This is a genomic window from Staphylococcus simulans, from assembly GCF_002902285.1.
Classification (GTDB): domain Bacteria; phylum Bacillota; class Bacilli; order Staphylococcales; family Staphylococcaceae; genus Staphylococcus; species Staphylococcus simulans.
In genome coordinates this window covers 26,062-45,495 of record NZ_PPRU01000015.1, presented here as the reverse complement: position 1 = coordinate 45,495, position 19,434 = coordinate 26,062, and the positions used below count along the sequence as shown (strand labels likewise).

The following is a 19,434-nucleotide window of genomic DNA, read 5'->3' as shown; positions in this document are numbered from 1 at the left end:
ACTTAAAATAACTGTTTTACACTTCCATTCATGTTATTTCCTGTGGCAAGTACACAATACTTTTTCGCTGTGCGTGTCATATTATTAACAGATAAGTGCTTTAAATTCAGATATTCAATTAGTTGACAAGATAAACTACTTCTTACATTTCAAATATACCCACCTTGTCAAAGATTCAAAACACTTTAATATTACATGTTCTTTTTATTTCTCTACTTCTACATTATCTATTGTGTCCTTGCAATTTCATGTCTTGTTTTCAAGTTAAAATTTGTATAATTATTATTTGGTCAATTAAAGTCAAATAACTTAATTCCTTTAGTTATCGCCTCTATCAACCTTACATATGTAATTATAACGCATATTTATGCATAAATCAAGTACTAAATATGCATTTTTCAAAGTTTTTTAAGTTTTTTTGGATTTTTTCGGTTAAATATACCAAATAACTAATTTACCAACCATCTGAGTACCTCTGTGTACATTACATTGATTTTTTCATAAAAAAAGAAGTTGAATCTTCATAGACTCAACTTCTTTCCGATTAATCTTCATGGCTGACTTGTTTTAAAATGTCTCCATGCATTTTCTGCAACTTATACTCTACTGTTTCGATCTCTTTAGCACATTCTTTTAATGTATCTTTATAAACTTCTGTATTTGTCGCATTTTTATAACGTAATTTATGTTCAAGGCTGGCCCACATATCCATACCAATCGTACGGATTTGAATTTCGACTGGTACATACTCAACCGTATCTGTTAAGAACACCGGTATTGATACTACAAGATGTAAACTGCGATAGCCATTCTCTTTAGGATTTTCTATATAATCTTTACGTTTTAATAATTTAACATCAGCTTGTCTTAATAATAAAGAAGCTACGACTTCAATATCTTCCAAATAATTACATACCACACGAATTCCAGCGATATCTGTAATATTTTGACGTGCAGAGTCAGTCGTTACTGGCAATCCCCTTGTTTCCAGCTTACGTACTAAACTGCTGATTTCTTTAACACGTCGTTCCATATGATGAATTGGATTATGTTCATATAAGATTTGGAAGTCATTATCTAAAATACTCAACTTCGTACTGACTTCTTCTAACGCTGATGCATACAAATGATGTAAGCTCACAAAGTCCACGAGTTCTTCAATTCGATAATTTTGTTCTTGAAACTTTGTGATATTACGTTTTAAATCTTCCTTAAGCGCATTAAGGTTAAGTGTTTCTCTTCTCTCTACATACATAATAATCCCCCGTTCTTCAGACATCTTTATTATAACGAAGTTTGTAGTTAAAATTAATTATTTGTAATTCACAAACGAATATTTGCGCATAATTTTTCAAAAGATACAAAACGAGTCTCTGCATATTTAATAGACAATTCTTTATTTTTAAACATTCATAGTTTAGGTTCATCACCTTGCGCACCGTTCTTTTTTTCTATACAATATAAATCGTAATAATTACGATTAAACGCGTGTATATATAAATAGGAGGATTTATTTATGGCTAAAATACCAGTAACGGTACTGAGTGGGTACCTTGGTTCAGGTAAAACAACTTTATTAAACCATATCTTACAAAATAGAGAAGGCTTACGCATTGCGGTCATTGTTAATGACATGAGTGAAGTGAATATCGATAAAGACTTAGTAATTGAAGGCGGGGGCATTTCACGTACTGATGAAAAATTAGTAGAACTTTCTAACGGTTGTATCTGCTGTACATTACGTGAAGACTTATTAAAAGAAGTTGAAAATATTGTTAAACGTGGCGGCATTGATCAAATCGTGATTGAATCAACAGGAATTTCTGAACCTGTACCTGTCGCACAAACATTCTCATATATCGATGAAGAACTTGGTATCGATTTAACAAGCATCTGCCGTTTAGACACAATGGTTACTGTTGTTGATGCGAACCGCTTCATCAACGACATCAAATCAGAAGATTTATTAGTTGACCGTGATCAAGGTACAAGTGAAGAAGATGAACGTACTATTGCTGATTTATTAATTGACCAAGTCGAATTCTGTGACGTTTTAGTCTTAAACAAAACAGACTTAGTTTCAGAAGAAGAATTAAACAAACTAGAAGGTATTTTACGCAAATTACAACCAACTGCGAAATTCATCCGTACACAAAACTCAGTAGTTGAACTGAGCGATGTGTTAAACACTGGCTTATTCGACTTTGAAGCTGCATCAAACTCTGCAGGCTGGCTTCAAGAATTAACAGAAGGCGGCCATGCGACACATACACCAGAAACAGAAGAATACGGTATTTCTTCATTTGTATATGAACGTCGTATGCCATTCCACGCAGAACGTTTCCATAAGTGGTTAGAAAATATGCCGAATACAATTGTACGTGCTAAAGGTATTGTTTGGTTAGCACAATATAATCATGTGGCGTGCTTAATGTCACAAGCAGGTTCTTCAGTCTCTATCCACCCTGTTACATTCTGGGTTGCGGCAATGTCTGAAGCACAACAACGTGAAATCTTGCATGAACGTGAAGATGTGCGTGAAAACTGGGATCCTGAGTTTGGCGACCGCCATACACAATTTGTGATTATCGGTACAGACTTAGACCAAGAAGCATTAACAAAATCATTAGATGAATGCTTACTAACAACAGAAGAATACGATCAAGATTGGTCTCAACTACCAGAACCTTATGGATGGCAAATCACACAAGCATAAACAACAGTATATTAGACAAACGAAAGCCTCTTAACGCAATTTGTTAAGAGGCTTTCTTCTATAATAACGTATCTGTTGCTCCCTTGATTCACTATGCAACGCGCTCAGTTTCTTATTATATTGCATGCTGTGAATCGGTACTTTTAAAATACCCAAGTCCTGTTTTAAATAATCATTATCGTGCACTTAATTTAAGATTTCACATGTACTTTTGTGCCACGGTTATCTGCGATTTCATTGGCACGTTTAACCGCTTCTTCTTTCTTATCATAACTATCTGCAGCTTGTTTCGCACCATGCGTTCTGACTTTCCACTCGTTATCTTCTTTATAGACTTCGACATCATTTTCATTTAATTCCGGACGCGCGTCTTTATCTTTTTGATGACTTGTAATATTTTTATTTTTCAACTCATCAAGTTCTTCTTTCGACGCATTTTTATACCATTCTTCAGCTTGCTTTGTCGCAATCGGAATCAATGTACCTTCGTCATAACCATCTTTTAACATCGCATTACCGATATCAATCGCTTTCTTGCGTTCTAACTTATCTAAGTTCTTCCAAGTATTTGGATAGTCATCTAATGTCCAAGGCATATAACGCCCTCCTCTTCAATATCACTTAATATTGCTATACCACTTATTGAGGATTTCCAATCTTGTCCGAATTTCTTAAACGTGCATACTGCTGGATATTCAACAGTGCAGTGCGAATATTCGTATATTGCGGTAAAGAAGGTAAGCCTGTGCCTTGATAAAGCGGTACATGTTGTTCAAAGTGCGTCGCGATACCTTCAAACGCAATTAAATACTGACCCATAACGACATCATCAATCGTTTGCGGTTTTGGATTGTTTTGCGCTCTTGATAACATAAAGCTGATTTCTTCTAACGCAAAGATAATTGGATAATACGCACTGATTTTTGTACTATCCGCAAATAACTCACCATGTGCGTTTTGGTACATACTATTCATATTGCTTAGTTTGATACGTAATTTTAATTCACTGAACTTCGGTGCTTGTTTTGCTAAATGTTCATTTCTTGAGAAGACATAATAGAAGAAAGACATTTCATAACGAACCACTTCAGCGATCGCATCTGGTAATGTTTGCGATGCATTTTTTCTGCCTAGTATTAAGAGACCGATGACTGCGATAATCACACCGATGACTACATCTACAACCCTTGGTAAAGCAATTAAAATAGATAACTTACCTGATGCAAGGCCGTTCAACATAATAACTTGCGTTGTAATGAAAATCATCGCTATCGCATAATTCGCACCGATAATAACTTCAGTAATCGTCGCACTTAACGCAAGTACAATAATACTAACAATCATATGCGGGTGAAGGGATAAAATAACGGTCAATAAGAGGACCCCGATAAACGTACCAATTGTTCTGGCAACGGCACGTTCCATACTATGAATCGTATTCGTTCCAATCAGTATCGTATGTGCCGTCAATGGAATCCAATACGCTTTATCAAAATCAAACATCAACGCGATAAAGATGGCGGCACCCATAATCATGCTGTAACGTAAAGTATTCATTAATACGAGTGAATCTAATGTTAAGTTATATTTTAACTGTTGTCCGTATAATGGTTGTCTTAGATTCGCTTCGTATTCAATTTGACCTGTCGGACTATGTAAGATTTCATCTGTACGATAAATCTGTTTTTCTAAACGTTGAAAGCTAACCGGCAGCTCTATTTTTTCTCTCCACTGCATGATTTCTTGTTCTTCTAACCTTGAAGAAACACTTCGTTCAATATACTGCATCATTTCAATTAAAACATCTGGTAATGTTTCGACTTCTTTAGTCTTCAACTCTAACAATTCAGCAAAGATACCTTCTGCGTTATTATGCAGTAAATATAAACGATGTAATTGTTCAGATTGTTTCTTATTAGAAGTAAAAGAAGTAATCAGCTGTTTATCTGTAGATTTAAACTGATTAACCAACTGCTCAGTATTTTTCTTGAATTTCTCACTATCTGCGTATTCTTTAACAAGTTTTAATAAGCTTTGATACTCCGCTTCAATGGCACGCTCTTGTGTATTTTTCTCTTGTAATTTTAACAGTATTGCTACAACTACTAACGCAAAGATACCGCCGATAAATACAAAAACGCCACGTGTCAATGCTTGTTCCGGCGCAATCGGCATGTTAATCGGTAACGCAAACGTTACAATGAAGAAAGTTGCTGAAGGACCAGGAATTTCTAAAGCACTGAATATGTAGTATGCTACAACAGTAACAAGCAGCAACAATATTCCAAACAGCAACGGTGTTGCAACTGTCAGTGTTCCAAATGTAATACATAACGCAAACCCGACAGCACACCACCATAAAATACGTAATTTAGATTTATCAGATCCGCCAAAGACATAAATATTAGCCAATGTCCCTGTCGCTATTAATAAACCAAATTGGAAGTAACCTAACAGATATCCTAACAGTAACGGTGTCAGCATCAATAAGCCTTGTCTTATTCCTTTACTGTAATTCACATTGTGTTTATTAAATTTAAATAGCGACTTGATATAGTGCGCCATACGATTTCTCCTCTCAAATATTAAAGTCATCTATCTTTTAACTTATCAGATGGTTATGTCCTATATGAAAATAAAAAACGCCAGAACATAATACCCGCGTATTATATCCTGACGTTAGGATGTTGTTTCGCTTATTCTGCCATTCTGATTTCTTCATCGATATTTTCGTAATCAATATCTGCTTCTAAGAATGCTTCATCTTTAGTTGGGAAGTGTTGCTCGAACGTTTCTGCATCAGAAATTTCTACACTGCCTCGTTCTAATTCAAAGCCTAAAATATGGCCGCCTACTGTACGGTCTTGGTCCACGAAATGTAAATGGAAACCTGCTGAGCCAACACCGTGGAACAGTTCAGGTGTGAAGAAACCGACAATTGTACCATTTAAATAATCATAATGGTGTTCTGGTTGGCGATTCACTGATTCCATTAATCGCGTATATGGCGGCTCTTGTTTCGGCATCATACGTACATGGACATGATTGAAACTGCCTGTGATACGGATTGCTGAGAATAAGTTGCGGCTCTTCATGCGTTCCATAATTTGATCGTACAATTCATCTTGAGTTGTAACATTCAACACTTCAAATGCCTGTGTAGGGTCAAATTTCGTAATGGTCGCAAACGGCAACATCTCATGACCGTCTAAGTGTCTGAAACCGCCGTATTCATCTGCGTGATAAGCGTTACCGTTAATAAAAATGACTTCACCGTCGCAACCTGTCAATGTACCGATGCCCATATCTCCTTGTTCAAGCATCTCATCTACAGATACTGTGCCTTGAAGCATTCCAGCCATTAACGTCGCCAAAGTTCCATGTTGGTAAATCATACTCTTCATTCTCCTTACTGATTTGACATGACAGACATTTTTATGTCTTTGTCTATTTATGTCCTATTATAGCACTAAAGTCATGCCCTGCCTTATTTGTTGCTTAATTTTCTGTGAGTGTTTCTTGGTTATCAAAGACAATAATTTCTGGCTCATCTAGACAAAGTTGTACGATTTCTTGCCAATACACTTGGAAATGATCAGATTTCTTATGATTTTCAAAGCCTTCTTCACAACTCCATTGTTCAATAATCGCAAAGGCATTTGGGATATTCGCATTTTCATAATGTTCATAGCTGATATTTGATGCTTCAGCTTGTGATGCTGCGACTAATTGTCCCATTAATTGTGTATATTTATCATAATTCATATCGTTGACTTTTGTTTTAACAATTACTGTAATCATATTTTCCCTCTCCAATTTCTATATTTTACCAGTACTTTCTTTCCCCTAAAATAATTCAACGAACCATAATAAAATTAAAAGGTCATGCTACGCTTGATAAGACCCTTTCTCTCATTCATCGTAACATGACCTGTATTTACTATCTTATTTTATACTTGTGCTTACATTTTAGAACGATTGACTACAAGCGGACTATCTGGTTTAACGAAGAACCACATTAATATAGCTATCGCAACTAAAATAATTAATGATTGTAATGTCCAAGTCCAACCGATCAAATCAGCTAAAATACCAGCGATTAATGGACTTAACATCGCACCGACGTTACCCCATAAGTTCATCCAACCTGAAACTGTACCTGAGAAGTTACGTCCGATGTCAGCAGCTGCTGCCCAGCTCATACCAGTAGTGACACCCATACCGCTTAAGCATACTGCTAACCAAGCGATATTCACTTCTAATACTTCACTGCGGATTGCGAATAATAAACCAATACTAAAGACAACCATACCTACAATCGCAATTGAACCACGAGCGACAAAACGTGATTTGCCAGCTTGTAAAATTCTATCTGAAATTGCACCAGCAATCATGATACAAATAAACATCGCAAGCCATGGCACCCCTGCCAATAAGCCTAATGCTGTATATTTAACATGATATTGTTCCATTACGTAAGTCGATAACCAAATTAAGAATAAACCAACAATAAATTGTACTACGAAATATTGAACTGCAATCGCATAGAAACTGAAATGTTTAAAGAATGCGCTCCATGGTGCAGATTGTTTTTCACCTGCATCAACCACGTCACGACCTTGAATGATATAACGTTTTTCAGCATTGTTAACCATTTTATGTTGTTCAGGTAAGTCTTTTGCGATAATCACCCACAATAACGCAATCACAAAACCAACTGCCCCGAAGATATAGAATACGGCCTGCCAGTTAAATAAACTTACAATCCATACTGTCACGATCGGTGCGATAACCGGACCGAAATATGACCCTGCAAGCAACGCACTAGATGCACGCCCTTTTTCATTTTTAGTAAACCAATATGAGTTGAATACTGCGTTTGATGGATACATCGGCGCTTCCCCTACACCGAATAAGAAACGCACAGTATATAATAAACCGTGGTTCTTAACTAAACCAGTTAAAATCGTAAATGCACTCCACCAAATCAACGCAATCGTCAACATTTTTCGCGGTCCGAATTTTTCCGCAAGAATACCGGATGGGACTTGCATCATCGCATAGCCCGCTGAGAAGAATGTTGCTAATAAACCAAACTGAGCCTTCGTCATATGTAAATCTTCCATCATTGGTGCCGCAATTAAGGAGATGTTAGATCTGTCCATATAGGCAATAACCCCAATAATAAAGAACGCAAATGCGAAGAACCATCGTACGTTACTCTTTCTTTCACTCATAGATATCCCAACTTTCTGTGTTCAAAATACATTAGGTCATCATATGACCTAAGTTGTTCTAGTAAATATTACCACTATTTGAAACCGTTCACAATAACTTTTTTACAGAAATTTGAACACTATGAATGACACAATATTATTTCGTTATTTATAAAACACCTCGAATAAACCATGATTACGCCTGACTTTTACGATTTTTAAATTTGGACATGCTTATGCTGGATATATAAATAGATGTTATTTGATTCTATTTTTAGTACAATATAGCTTGGACACAAAACCACAGGTGTTCTTTAAATAAAATTAAAACATTATAAAACTTGTACATAAAAAGGAGTCATCGCATTACCATGGAACAAATACTGACTGACTTTATTTCGCGTTGGGGATATCTCGCAATTTTCATTTTAATTCTTGCTGAGAATATCCTGCCTTTCGTGCCTTCAGAAATTGTGCTGACTTTCGCAGGTGTATTAGCCGCAAAATCACATATTTCTATTTGGCTGCTATTGATTATCGCAACAGTCGCTTCATTTATGGGGCTATTGATTCTGTATTACATCTGTAGCTTAGTTAATGAACAGAAACTTTACCGCTTCGTAGACAAATACGGTAAATGGATTAAACTTAAAGGTAAAGACGTTGAACGTGCCAACAATTGGTTTAAAAAATACGGTGCAATCGCAGTCTTTATCTGTCGCTTCGTTCCAGTCTTACGTGTATTGATTACTATTCCTGCAGGCGTCAACAAAATGAACATCGTCACATTTGCGACATTGTCATTAGTCGGCACAACAATTTGGAACTTCGGTTTAATCTATTTAGGTAAATCGTTAAGCGATAACTGGCACGATATTTTAAATGTAATGCATACATACTCATATATCATGTATGCTATTATCGCAATTGCGTTAGTATACTTTGCTTACCGTTACAATGCGAAACGCCGTCATAGACAAAACTAAACAATACGAAAACAAAGCACACTTCAAAAAAATGAAGTGTGCTTTATCTATTTGTTATGATTTATTTTGCTTTTTTAGAAATTCTGATTTTTAAACTTGTTCAAACCTATGAAGTAACCAAACAGCGCAAGTATTAGCGCAAAGACAAGGAAGATAGACATGCGTCCCAGTTCAAAACCAGTATGTTGCATGGCATCATTACCTGAGCCATACATATAACCGCCAATGATAAGTGTTACAGTGTTATACACGATATATGTAACTACTATAATTCCTGTGATAATCATTTGAATTATATTCGATTTATCTGCACCAACCACATAAGTACACGGATAAAACAATGACACTAACAAACAAATTCCTATCCCTAACATGATAGCTGAAAGGGATTCAGTAATAGTACCGAAGCCTAATAGATATCTGCCTGCAAAAATAAACAGAACAATGGCTAACCCTAATCCAGCAGACAGAAAATAATATGCATAATGTGCTTGTACAATTTCTTTGCGACTGACAGGTAATGTAATCGCATATTTATACCAACCCGCTGCTGCTTCATTTTTCAAATTATCAGTCGCAGCTGAAACAGAAAACATTAAAATGATTAAACTAATTAACGGTTGAAACCCTTCTAAATCCACAGCTGTGAACCCGATACCTAACAATAAACCGATACCTAGGTAGATCCACAATGCTTTCTGAGTTGAATAATACTGACTATAAATTAAACCCTTCATATGTCTTCACCTCTTAAGATTATTTTGTTGACTTGATCAATATACTCGATAGGTTCTAAATCAAAAGATAAAGTACGTTCATTTTTTAACACAATCGCTTGAACTTCACCTAAGTGGTGTTTTTTTGCCAACACATCTTCGTCTTCAAGTTTTTCAAATTCTGTTTCATCACATGTTAAACGTGCATAATTGTTGAATAATGCTGCTTTGTCAATTTGCGTATAAACTTGGCCATGTCTCAGAAAAACTAACTTTGTCGCTAAGCGGTCAATATCTTCTGCAATATGAGATGTCATCAACACACCACGATTGCTATCATGCACAAACTTTTCAATTTCATCTTGAATCTCATCACGACTTGCTGCGTCTAATCCTGCTGTCGCTTCGTCTAAAATCAATAATCGACTTTTGTGTGACAATGCGACTGCCATAGAGAGTTTCATAGACATACCTCTTGAAAAGAATTTAACTGCCTGTTTTTCTGGCAGTTCAAAACGCTGGATATAATCATTAAACAAAGTACTGTCAAAATGGCGGAACACCTTTTGAAACATACGATTCAACTTATCAACGGTCATATTTTTAGTGAAATTCATGGAATCAAATACAACACTTATGTCATTTTTGTAAGCTGTATCTTCAGGTGAGACACGTTGACCGAAAAAATAGATTTCTCCGCTAGTTAAAGGATAATCTCCCACAATCATACGAATTAACGTTGATTTGCCTGAACCATTTTTGCCGATTAAAGCGACAATTTCACCTGGATCAACTTGAAAGGAGACATCATTGATGGAGAAGCGGCTATTAGAAAACTGTTTCGTTAAATGATGTACTGATAATAATGGTGTCATAAGACCTCCTGATATTTTTATGTTATTTTTATTTTAACATAGCTGATTCAAATATTTAGTTTATTTCTCTATTCTCCCTCTTTCTAATCCAACCACACATTATTTTTTCAGTTTTTTAAAACGTCACCATTGAAAAATTGTTAAAAAAGTACAATAATCAAATGTAAGCGCTATTATTATTAAACCCAGGAGGCACAAATGATTACCAACGAACGTGAACTTAAAAATAAGTATTTCGATTTACTTGCAGAGAAATTCAACCATGAAGAACAACTTGCATCAGAAATTATCAGTCTAGAATCTATTTTAGAATTACCAAAAGGTACAGAACACTTTGTCAGTGACTTACATGGAGAATATGAATCTTTCCAACATGTCTTACGTAACGGTTCAGGCAATGTTCGTACGAAAGTCAACGACATCTTCAAAGATAAAATGTCGAACCAAGAAATCAGCGACTTCACTGCTTTAATTTATTATCCAGAAGATAAATTAAGAATGGTTAAAAGCAGCTTCGAAACAAAAGAGCCATTAAACCGTTGGTATGAAACACGTATTGACCAAATGATTCAAATGGTTCAATATTCCGCTTCAAAATATACACGTTCTAAATTACGTAAAGCATTACCTAAAAAGTTTGTTTATATTGTCGAAGAGTTACTTTATAAAACTAACGAACTTGAGAATAAAACACCTTACTACAATACGTTGATGCGTCAAATCATCGAAACTCAACAAGCAGACGATTTAATTATCGGTTTATCTTACACAATTCAACGTCTAGTCGTAGATCACTTACATGTTGTCGGTGATATTTATGATCGTGGTCCTGAACCTGAAAAAATTGTAGAAACATTAATCAACTATCATTCTGTTGATATCCAATGGGGCAACCACGATGCGATTTGGATTGGTGCCTATGCCGGTTCTCGTGTCTGCCTAGCTAACATCTTACGTATTTGTGCACGTTACGATAACTTGAATATCGTTGAAGATGCTTACGGTATCAACTTACGTCCATTATTAAACTTAGCTGAAAAATACTATGGTGATAACCCAGCTTTCCGTCCAAAATTACGTTCTGATTCTAACTTATCTGAACAAGAACAACTTCAAATCACTAAAATTCATCAAGCCATTGCGATGATTCAATTCAAATTAGAAATGCCGATTATCAAACGTCGTCCTTCTTTCGAAATGGAAGAACGCTTAGTCTTAGAACATGTTGACTATGATAACTTAACGTATACATTACATGGCCAAACACATGAATTAACAGATACATGTTTCGTAACGGTAGATCCAGAAGACCCAGCTAAATTATTACCAGAAGAACAAGAAGTCATTGATAAATTATTAGTTTCTGTACAAGAATCAGAAAAGCTTAAACGTCATATGACATTCTTAATGGATAAAGGTTCACTTTACTTACCTTACAACGGTAATTTATTAATTCACGGCTGTATCCCGATTGATGAACATGGCAATATGGAAGGCATGGAAATTGATGGCACATTCTATGCTGGCCGTCCATTATTAGACCAATTCGAAATGTATATGCGTAAAGCATTCCGAAATAAAGATATTACCGATGATTTAGCAACTGACTTAGTTTGGTATTTATGGACAGGTAAATATTCTTCATTATTCGGAAAACGTGCCATGACAACATTCGAACGTTATTTCATTAAAGATAAAGCAACTCATAAAGAAGAAAAGAACCCATATTATTCACTACGTGAAGACCCTAAAGTTGTAGGCAAACTCTTAGAAGACTTTGATTTAGATCCTGAACAAGGTCATATCATTAACGGGCATACACCAGTCAAAGAAATTGATGGTGAAGATCCGATTAAAGCCGACGGTAAAATGATCGTCATTGATGGCGGCTTCTCTAAAGTGTATCAATCTACAACAGGTATTGCGGGTTATACGTTACTGTACAACTCTTACGGTATGCAGCTAGTGGCACACCAACACTTCAACACGAAAGAAAACGTATTACGATACGGTGCAGATGAATTATCTACAAAACGTCTTGTCGATAAAGAACTTCAACGTAAACGTATCCGCGATACGAACACAGGACAATTCATCAAAGAAGAAATCCGCAACTTAAAAGAACTTATGTCTCATCGCTATACAGATTAATAACCATAAAGAAAAGCAGAAGGTTGACTGATTAAACGTCACCTTCTGCTTTTTTGTGGTTATATCTTATTTTTATAGCTTGTGATTTGTCTCGTGTACTAGGATTTAAGATAATGCATTGAACTGCAATGTAAAGTTTAAGTGATACTCTACATCATCCATACGATAACGTTCTGGTAATTCCGGTCCACAACTGTTTGTACCGATACCACTTTGACCGACATCGATATTAACATATGTGTAACCATCTAAGTGTAATTGATCCGCATGTTCTACTGTTGTAAGTTGCGCATCTGAATAAGGCTTCGCATTGAAACTGAATGGTGTTTCAGCGTTAAACGCAACTTGTGTTGTTGTATTGTTTAATGTCACATGTGTTGTATTATTGTGACTGCCGTCTTCTTGCGGTCTGATATGCGGCCAGAAATTATCATTGACTGTAGAAACAAAGTAACCTAAATGACTCGCAAGCTGCTTATCATCATAACTGCTGAAGGGTCCATGACCATAGTATGCTAATTTTTGATAGTCATTTGATAACTTGAATTCTAAGCCAAGTCTCGGTAAGAACGGCATACGTGCATTCTTCTCAAGTTCTAAATCCGCTTCAATCTTACCATCCGCATGCACTAACCAAGTTAAAGTACCCGTTAAGATTTTCGGCACACGTTTATGCACAATACTGATTTGGAATTGAATACTTACGCCGCCTTCAGATTCGACAATCGAATAATCATATACACGCGTATGCGCATGTTCGTAACCCATTTCTTCCCATTGCTTACGAATATTAATGTCATTATCTGTCGGTGCACGCCAAATGCGGATTGCAGTAGGTTCATGAAGCACGAGCTTACCTGCTTGTGTAACGTGCGTTAATGAAGCAGTTCGCGTATCAAACGCATAATCACTATTCTCTCCTGAAATGTGAATAGTATGTGCTGTATCATCCACTGAAACTTGATAAGCAGCTTCATGCTCTGTTACTGTTTCAAATTCCAAACGTTCTTGAACGATTTGATCATGACCTAAAATTGTTTGATCTTTAAGTGAAATATACTCTACTAAAATATCACTGATTTGGTTTAAAATCGCTTCATCAATAAACGTCTGCAGTTCCACAGAAATTTCAGTATGTGGTTCAAATCCTGTTAAATCTGCATACTCTTCATATTGTTCACCTGATAATGTCGTAATCGTAAAACGTAATTGCAAGACTTCATCTGCATCAATAAAATCGAGACGATTATAAAACGTTAACGTCTGTTTATCATAATGAGATAAAATCACCGGACGATTCACTTGTTGGAATTCATAATAACCTTCGTGCGGCGTTCTATCTGGCGACACGATACCATCTACACAGAAGTTGCCGTCATGTAAATCTTCTCCGAAATCTCCGCCATAACGAAAGACTGGTTGCGCTTCATCTTGACTGATATTTACTGCGTGGTCGCACCATTCCCAAACAAACGCACCAATAAAGCTTGGATACGCTTCTAATAATTCATGATATTCTAAAAGACCGCCTGGTGAATTCCCCATCGCATGTGCATACTCGCATAAGATAAAGGGTTGTGTAATATTTTGATTATCTAAATAACGCTCTTTAATTTCTTCAGGTGACGGATACATACGACTGATCATATCTAGTTTAGAGAAATATTCCCCACCTTCTGCGTAAAAGGCACTTTCATAATGGACCGGACGTGTTGCATCTAAATCCTTCGCAAGTTCAGCTGCTTTCTCAATATTGACACCATATCCAGATTCATTACCTAATGACCACATAATAATAGATGAGAAGTTGCGCAGCGGTACAATAGACGCTTCAATCCGATCTAAAATCGGTGCTTCGTATTGCGGGTCATCTGCGATAATATTAAAGTCTTTGGTATTTTCATCTCCATAAAACAGCACTACGCCATGTGTTTCTATATCCGCTTCACTCATCACATAGAACCCGTATTCATCAGCTAACTCATAGAAGCGAGGCGCTTTCGGATAGTGTGCTGTACGAATCGCATTAAAGTTGGCTTGTTTCATTAATGTCAAATCTTCATGCATTTGCGCTTCAGTTAAGACATATCCCGTTTCCGGGTTGCTGTCGTGATAGTTAGCCCCACGCAATTTCACAGATTTACCATTAATCCATAACTGTTGATCTTTAATTTCAACTTCACGTAAACCGACCTGTTCAGTGATAACTTCATCCGCAGTTGTGATGACTAGCGTATAAAGGTAAGGTGTTTCAGCACTCCAAAAAGCAGCATTTTCTACATTTAATACTAAAACATCTTCATTTGTCCCTTTTTGTTCAGTAATGACGCCGCCTTCTTGGTCAAGCAGCGCTACTGTATAATCAGGTTTACCATTTACTTGCGTCACATCTAAATGGACTGCACCTGTTTGTACAGCTGTATCGACTGTCGTTTGAATCGTATAATCTTCAATACGATTGTTAGGACGTTCTACAATATACACATCTCTGAAGATACCTGAATGTCTAAACATATCTTGATCTTCAAAATACGTACCATCTGAATATTTAACGACTAATACTTGAATCGTATTGTCCCCTTCTTGAACAAAAGATGTGACATCAAAACGTGACGCACTGCGTGAAACTTGGCTGTAGCCTACAAATGTATTATTGATCCATACATAATACGCACTGCTGACACCGTCAAAGTTCAACACAAATTGATGGTCATTGTCATAGATAGAATCGATGGTAAAGTTGCGTTCATAATAACCACATGGATTATCTTCTGGTACATACGGCGGATCAAATGGGATTGGATATTTAATATTGACATATTGTGTTTGGTCAAATCCATGTAAATTCCACACAGACGGTACCGGTAAAGTTTGTGTCGCTTTATGACGGCTTGCTTCGAACTCTGCCACACTGTTGAAGAAACCGAAGTTCCAGTCACCAGATAACTGTGTTACAGAAGTATTGTGTTGTTGCGGCTTTGGGATAAAATAAGCGGCATAAGGTAATGTATTAACATGTAATTGTTCTAAGTTATAGTGTAAATCTAATTTCACGGTATGACCCTCCTAAGTATTTTTCAAAAATTATATAATTTTGTTAAATATACGTGTTATAATGGCTCTATCATAGAGAGAAAGAGAGTGAGACAAGTGCAAGTCTTTTGGACAAAACTTAAAAAAACAAGCTACGAAGCCCAAGTTGATGAATGCGGCAAAGAAAACTTATACGTAGGTAACGGCTATGAATATGAAGTCACTAAACCTGCTGTCTTGCATATCGTGACACAAGGAACCGGCACCTTTACTGTGAATGATACGACTTACCATTTAAAGAAAGGTGATGTCTTCTTATTGCTCAAAGGCATGCATGTCAAATATCATGCGACAGGAGAAACACCTTGGCATTATATGTGGGTCGGCTTCAGCGGCACACATGCCATCAGTTTTATTACACGTACTTCTTTATCAGATGAATTCGTCCTCTTAAATCAAAACACTGAAACACTGTTTAAATTAATCTTTAAAATCTGCATTCTGGCAAACAGCCATACCCCTGAGGACACCCACGATATCTTACTAAAGATAAGACTATTTGAATTGTTATATTTCCTAACACAACAAAACCAAAAAGAAATTGTAATTCCTGATCAACGTGAAGCAACAGATTTAAAAGATGCTTTAGAATATTTCAATGACAACTTCAAAAGCAAAGATACTACTGTTGATAATGCTGCTCAAGTCGCAAACATGAGCCGTAGTCAGCTCTATAAACGTTTCAAAAAGCAATTTGGCGCTTCACCAAGCAGATATCTCACCGATCTTCGTATGGCTTTTGCGGCTGAACAGCTGAAATTCACAAATAAAACTGTGCAAGCCATTGCAGATGAACTTAATTATGATGTGTCACTTGCTTTCTCCAAGGCTTTCTCTAAGTACTTTAACTGTCCACCTACGCAATACCGCAAAAATTATAAGGCCAGAAAAGCATTGCAATCTGAATAAATGAAACTATCAAGCAGCTACTTTTTTGTTGCTGTAAAACAAAAGCAGTGGATAGAGTTATGAATAAAAGCTCTAACACTGCTTATTGTATTGTTACAGTTTTTCTTCTTTATGAATCGGCGGACGTCCTTCTCTTTTACGTTTAAATTCAAGTGTTTGTTGAATATCACGTAAGAAGTCGCCTTTTAAGTTGAAGGCTTTATGATATAAAATACTACAAATGATGATAAAGAAGATTGGTACCCCAATCATACCGATTCTGATACCCCAGATTGTATCTGTTGTTTGTTCAACATTTGGCACATAACCAATCATTGATAAACCGACACCGACACTTAATCCCGCAAATGCTTGTGCTAATTTTACTAAGAATGTTTGTGTTGATGTGATGACACTTTCGTTACGTTGACCGAATTTCACTTCACTGTAGTCGATTACGTCAGCTAACGCGACTGTGTTGATTCCGACAAGTGTACCTGTACCGAAGCGGATACATGCACCGCCAATAATTACCCAGATTGCTGCGTGCGGCGCAATAAAGCCTGCAAGCAAGATAACTACTAAACCAATAATAATTCCAAATACAGCGTAGTTGAATACTGCACTACGTCCGACTTTCTTAACTAAGTATGGGAAAATCAATAATGATCCCATTTCCATAATAATCATTGTGTTAAAGACAGAGAATAAGCTTTCTACGCCAGCCACATATTTAAAGTAATACAAGATAATTGCGTTAATCATTTGTCCACATAAGTTGAATGCTAAGATTACACCAATTACCGCAAGCAACTCTTTGTTTTTAAAGAGAATACGCCAAATATCTTTAAAACGGACTTTAATTGCGTTTTGTCTTTCAATTTCAGTGTCTTCATGAACGAAGAATACTGTAATACCAATAGTAATGATAAATGTAATACTACAGATGATTGCAAGCGCAAAAATACCTGCACCTCTGAATGGTTGACCTAAGAAATCGTCTAATTTATGGATGAACATTAAACCGAAGCTTCCGATCACAAATGCCGCAAAGCTCGCAAAGAAACGTGGCACTACCGCAACTTCTTCACGTTCACGCGGATTATTTGTTAGGTTCGGCAACCAAGACCAGTATGGGATGTCCATAATGGTATAAGTCATACCCCATATGATGTACATGATTGAGATGTAAATGTACATGCCGTTGCCTGCGAAATCAAAGTTTGTGAAGAGTAATACTGTGATGACAGCGTTAATTAATGTACCAATAACGAGCCATGTTTTGAATTTGCCGAAGCGGTTGTGTGTATTATCAACAATCATGCCCATAATCGGGTCGTTAATCGCATCCCAAATACGTGCTGCGAAGAACAACACTCCGACGAATGCGGGTGAGAGTCCAACAATGTCCGTAATATAGAACATTAAAAACAAACTGACAATATTAAAAATGGCGTCCTTTCCTACTGTTCCGAATCCAAATGCATACTTTTCAAAGCGCGTTAATTTTCTTTCCAATCCTTTCACCTCTATCTATAGATTGTTATTTCTGGTGTTGTCTTTGTACCTTCAAATAATTAATTTTCTATTCATGTAAACGTTATCATTTTTCTGAAAACAATAGAATATCCAAATCTTTCTTTTATATGTCCAAATGTTTCGAAGTTAAAATATTTATGGCACTTTGCACCTTTAAAAAATAATTCCTCATCTTGTTATTATCATTATTCAAACGAAAAAACCCCTGTCACTTACTCTAAATAAGTAAGCACAGGAGTTCTTTTATATAACTGATATTATAATTTCAACGGTTTAAGATTTTGCGTTAAAGCTTCGCGTCTATCTTCATATTGTGGCGGTAATTGAAGATGTTGACCTAATTGATCTTTCGGCTCATCTACCGCAAAACCTGGACCATCTGTCGCCATTTCAAATACGATGTCACCTTTTTCTTTGAAGTAAATCGCTTTGAAGTAGTTACGGTCTTTAACTTCTGTCACAAAGTAACCATGGTCTTCCATGTGTTTTTGCCATTCTAAATGTTCTGCTTCTGTTGGGATAGACCAAGCCACATGATGCACTGTACCTACACCGAATAAACCTTTTGGCAATGGTTGTGCAGACATAATGATTTGGTGTTTTTCTTCGCCTTCTGTTTCTAAGTGGATTTTAGAAGGTTTTCGTTAACAACTCTTAATCCCATATCATCAACTAATGTACTGCGAGTACCTGCTGGATCTGCAGATAATAGTTCTGTACCATGGAAACCTATAATAGCATTATCTTCAGCTTCTTCTTGTCCTTCAACTAATGCTAAAGCTAGTCCATGCACATCATTAAATTCTAATGTTGCTTCGTCAAACAAACCAGAAATTTTAGTTTCAATACCTTGTTCATTTAAATGTGCTTCCCAAGCATCCATTGAGCCTTTAGGAATTCTGAATGCGATACGTCCAACCTGTCCGCTTCCCACTCGACCTTTATGTTGATTTGGCCAGTTAAAGAATGTCATTACCATACGTTTGTCGTCATCTTGTCTTGAGAAGTATAAGTGATAAACACCTGGGTCATCGAAGTTTACTGTTTGTTTAATCAATTGTAAGCCAAGTACATTACGATAGAAGTCTAAGTTCTCTTGTGCGTCACCTACAATTGCTGAAATATGATGTATGCGTTTAATATTTTCCATATATGGAAACCTCCTTTATTCAGTATAATTATTATACTTACTTTGTTAAACTCATTATAACACCAGTATAATTTTTATACCAGTATTTTGTTTCATGTAAATAA

General features: G+C 36.3%; 14 protein-coding genes and 1 pseudogene. 4 read left to right on the top strand and 11 right to left on the bottom strand.

What is annotated here, in order from left to right:
* Positions 1-544: 544 nt before the first annotated feature.
* On the bottom strand, positions 545-1,255 hold the full coding sequence (locus tag CD112_RS03930) for a GTP pyrophosphokinase (protein WP_002479792.1): 711 nt from the start codon (positions 1,253-1,255) through the stop codon (positions 545-547).
* 261 nt (positions 1,256-1,516) lie between these two features.
* Between CD112_RS03930 and CD112_RS03925 the strand changes: the two genes are divergently transcribed.
* Entirely contained in the window at positions 1,517-2,716 is a 1,200-nt protein-coding gene (locus tag CD112_RS03925) for a GTP-binding protein (protein WP_002479793.1), read from the top strand.
* A gap of 191 nt (positions 2,717-2,907) precedes the next feature.
* Here the strand turns inward: CD112_RS03925 and CD112_RS03920 are convergent, their stop codons facing one another.
* The 5 genes from CD112_RS03920 to CD112_RS03900 all read right to left on the bottom strand — a co-directional run bounded on the left by CD112_RS03920 (position 2,908) and on the right by CD112_RS03900 (position 7,953).
* Positions 2,908-3,312 (bottom strand): DUF2188 domain-containing protein, encoded by a 405-nt coding sequence (locus CD112_RS03920; protein ID WP_002479794.1) that lies wholly within the window; start codon positions 3,310-3,312, stop codon positions 2,908-2,910.
* Positions 3,313-3,355: 43 nt separating this feature from the next.
* Positions 3,356-5,281, bottom strand: a complete 1,926-nt coding sequence (locus tag CD112_RS03915) for an FUSC family protein (protein ID WP_103363896.1) — start codon at positions 5,279-5,281, stop codon at positions 3,356-3,358.
* A gap of 131 nt (positions 5,282-5,412) precedes the next feature.
* A complete protein-coding gene (gene budA / locus CD112_RS03910) occupies positions 5,413-6,120 on the bottom strand; it encodes an acetolactate decarboxylase (RefSeq protein WP_031262481.1) in 708 nt (235 codons plus the stop codon).
* A gap of 94 nt (positions 6,121-6,214) precedes the next feature.
* The gene (locus CD112_RS03905; RefSeq protein WP_002479797.1) at positions 6,215-6,517 is read right to left on the bottom strand and encodes a putative quinol monooxygenase; all 303 of its coding nucleotides are present in this window, start codon (positions 6,515-6,517) and stop codon (positions 6,215-6,217) included.
* Positions 6,518-6,678: 161 nt separating this feature from the next.
* Positions 6,679-7,953, bottom strand: coding sequence for a pyruvate MFS transporter (locus tag CD112_RS03900; RefSeq protein ID WP_103363895.1), 1,275 nt, complete (start codon positions 7,951-7,953; stop codon positions 6,679-6,681).
* Positions 7,954-8,303: 350 nt separating this feature from the next.
* On the opposite strand from CD112_RS03900, the gene uptA reads away from it, so the two are divergent.
* Positions 8,304-8,918, top strand: coding sequence for an undecaprenyl phosphate transporter UptA (gene uptA / locus CD112_RS03895; protein ID WP_103363894.1), 615 nt, complete (start codon positions 8,304-8,306; stop codon positions 8,916-8,918).
* Positions 8,919-8,992: 74 nt separating this feature from the next.
* Here the strand turns inward: uptA and CD112_RS03890 are convergent, their stop codons facing one another.
* Both CD112_RS03890 and CD112_RS03885 read right to left on the bottom strand, forming a co-directional pair.
* Positions 8,993-9,655: an ABC-2 transporter permease gene (locus CD112_RS03890; RefSeq protein ID WP_002479800.1), complete on the bottom strand. Its 663-nt coding sequence runs from the start codon at positions 9,653-9,655 to the stop codon at positions 8,993-8,995.
* Complete coding sequence (locus CD112_RS03885; protein WP_103363893.1) at positions 9,652-10,509, bottom strand: ABC transporter ATP-binding protein; 858 nt, start codon at positions 10,507-10,509, stop codon at positions 9,652-9,654. The genes CD112_RS03890 and CD112_RS03885 overlap by 4 nt, the downstream gene beginning before the upstream one ends.
* Before the next feature lie 198 nt (positions 10,510-10,707).
* On the opposite strand from CD112_RS03885, the gene CD112_RS03880 reads away from it, so the two are divergent.
* Positions 10,708-12,660, top strand: coding sequence for a fructose-bisphosphatase class III (locus tag CD112_RS03880; RefSeq protein ID WP_002479802.1), 1,953 nt, complete (start codon positions 10,708-10,710; stop codon positions 12,658-12,660).
* Positions 12,661-12,765: 105 nt separating this feature from the next.
* Here CD112_RS03880 and CD112_RS03875 read toward each other — a convergent pair whose 3' ends face one another.
* Positions 12,766-15,714, bottom strand: a complete 2,949-nt coding sequence (locus tag CD112_RS03875) for a glycoside hydrolase family 2 TIM barrel-domain containing protein (protein ID WP_103363892.1) — start codon at positions 15,712-15,714, stop codon at positions 12,766-12,768.
* A gap of 87 nt (positions 15,715-15,801) precedes the next feature.
* On the opposite strand from CD112_RS03875, the gene CD112_RS03870 reads away from it, so the two are divergent.
* A complete protein-coding gene (locus tag CD112_RS03870; RefSeq protein ID WP_081600380.1) occupies positions 15,802-16,662 on the top strand; it encodes an AraC family transcriptional regulator in 861 nt (286 codons plus the stop codon).
* Positions 16,663-16,755: 93 nt separating this feature from the next.
* On the opposite strand, the gene melB is transcribed toward CD112_RS03870, so the two are convergent.
* On the bottom strand, positions 16,756-18,159 hold the full coding sequence (gene melB / locus CD112_RS03865; RefSeq protein ID WP_023015097.1) for a melibiose:sodium transporter MelB: 1,404 nt from the start codon (positions 18,157-18,159) through the stop codon (positions 16,756-16,758).
* 278 nt (positions 18,160-18,437) lie between these two features.
* A pseudogene (locus CD112_RS03860) lies at positions 18,438-19,330 on the bottom strand (VOC family protein).
* Between the last annotated feature and the right edge of the window lie 104 nt (positions 19,331-19,434).

Coding starts and splice junctions, on each gene's coding strand:
- CD112_RS03925 (WP_002479793.1), top strand. CDS start 1,517: ATGGCTAAAATACCAGTAACGGTACTGAGTGGGTACCTTGGTTCAGGT.
- CD112_RS03900 (WP_103363895.1), bottom strand. CDS start 7,953: ATGAGTGAAAGAAAGAGTAACGTACGATGGTTCTTCGCATTTGCGTTC.
- CD112_RS03930 (WP_002479792.1), bottom strand. CDS start 1,255: ATGTATGTAGAGAGAAGAGAAACACTTAACCTTAATGCGCTTAAGGAA.
- CD112_RS03915 (WP_103363896.1), bottom strand. CDS start 5,281: ATGGCGCACTATATCAAGTCGCTATTTAAATTTAATAAACACAATGTG.
- CD112_RS03890 (WP_002479800.1), bottom strand. CDS start 9,655: ATGAAGGGTTTAATTTATAGTCAGTATTATTCAACTCAGAAAGCATTG.
- CD112_RS03885 (WP_103363893.1), bottom strand. CDS start 10,509: ATGACACCATTATTATCAGTACATCATTTAACGAAACAGTTTTCTAAT.
- CD112_RS03880 (WP_002479802.1), top strand. CDS start 10,708: ATGATTACCAACGAACGTGAACTTAAAAATAAGTATTTCGATTTACTT.
- CD112_RS03905 (WP_002479797.1), bottom strand. CDS start 6,517: ATGATTACAGTAATTGTTAAAACAAAAGTCAACGATATGAATTATGAT.
- uptA (WP_103363894.1), top strand. CDS start 8,304: ATGGAACAAATACTGACTGACTTTATTTCGCGTTGGGGATATCTCGCA.
- CD112_RS03920 (WP_002479794.1), bottom strand. CDS start 3,312: ATGCCTTGGACATTAGATGACTATCCAAATACTTGGAAGAACTTAGAT.
- budA (WP_031262481.1), bottom strand. CDS start 6,120: ATGAAGAGTATGATTTACCAACATGGAACTTTGGCGACGTTAATGGCT.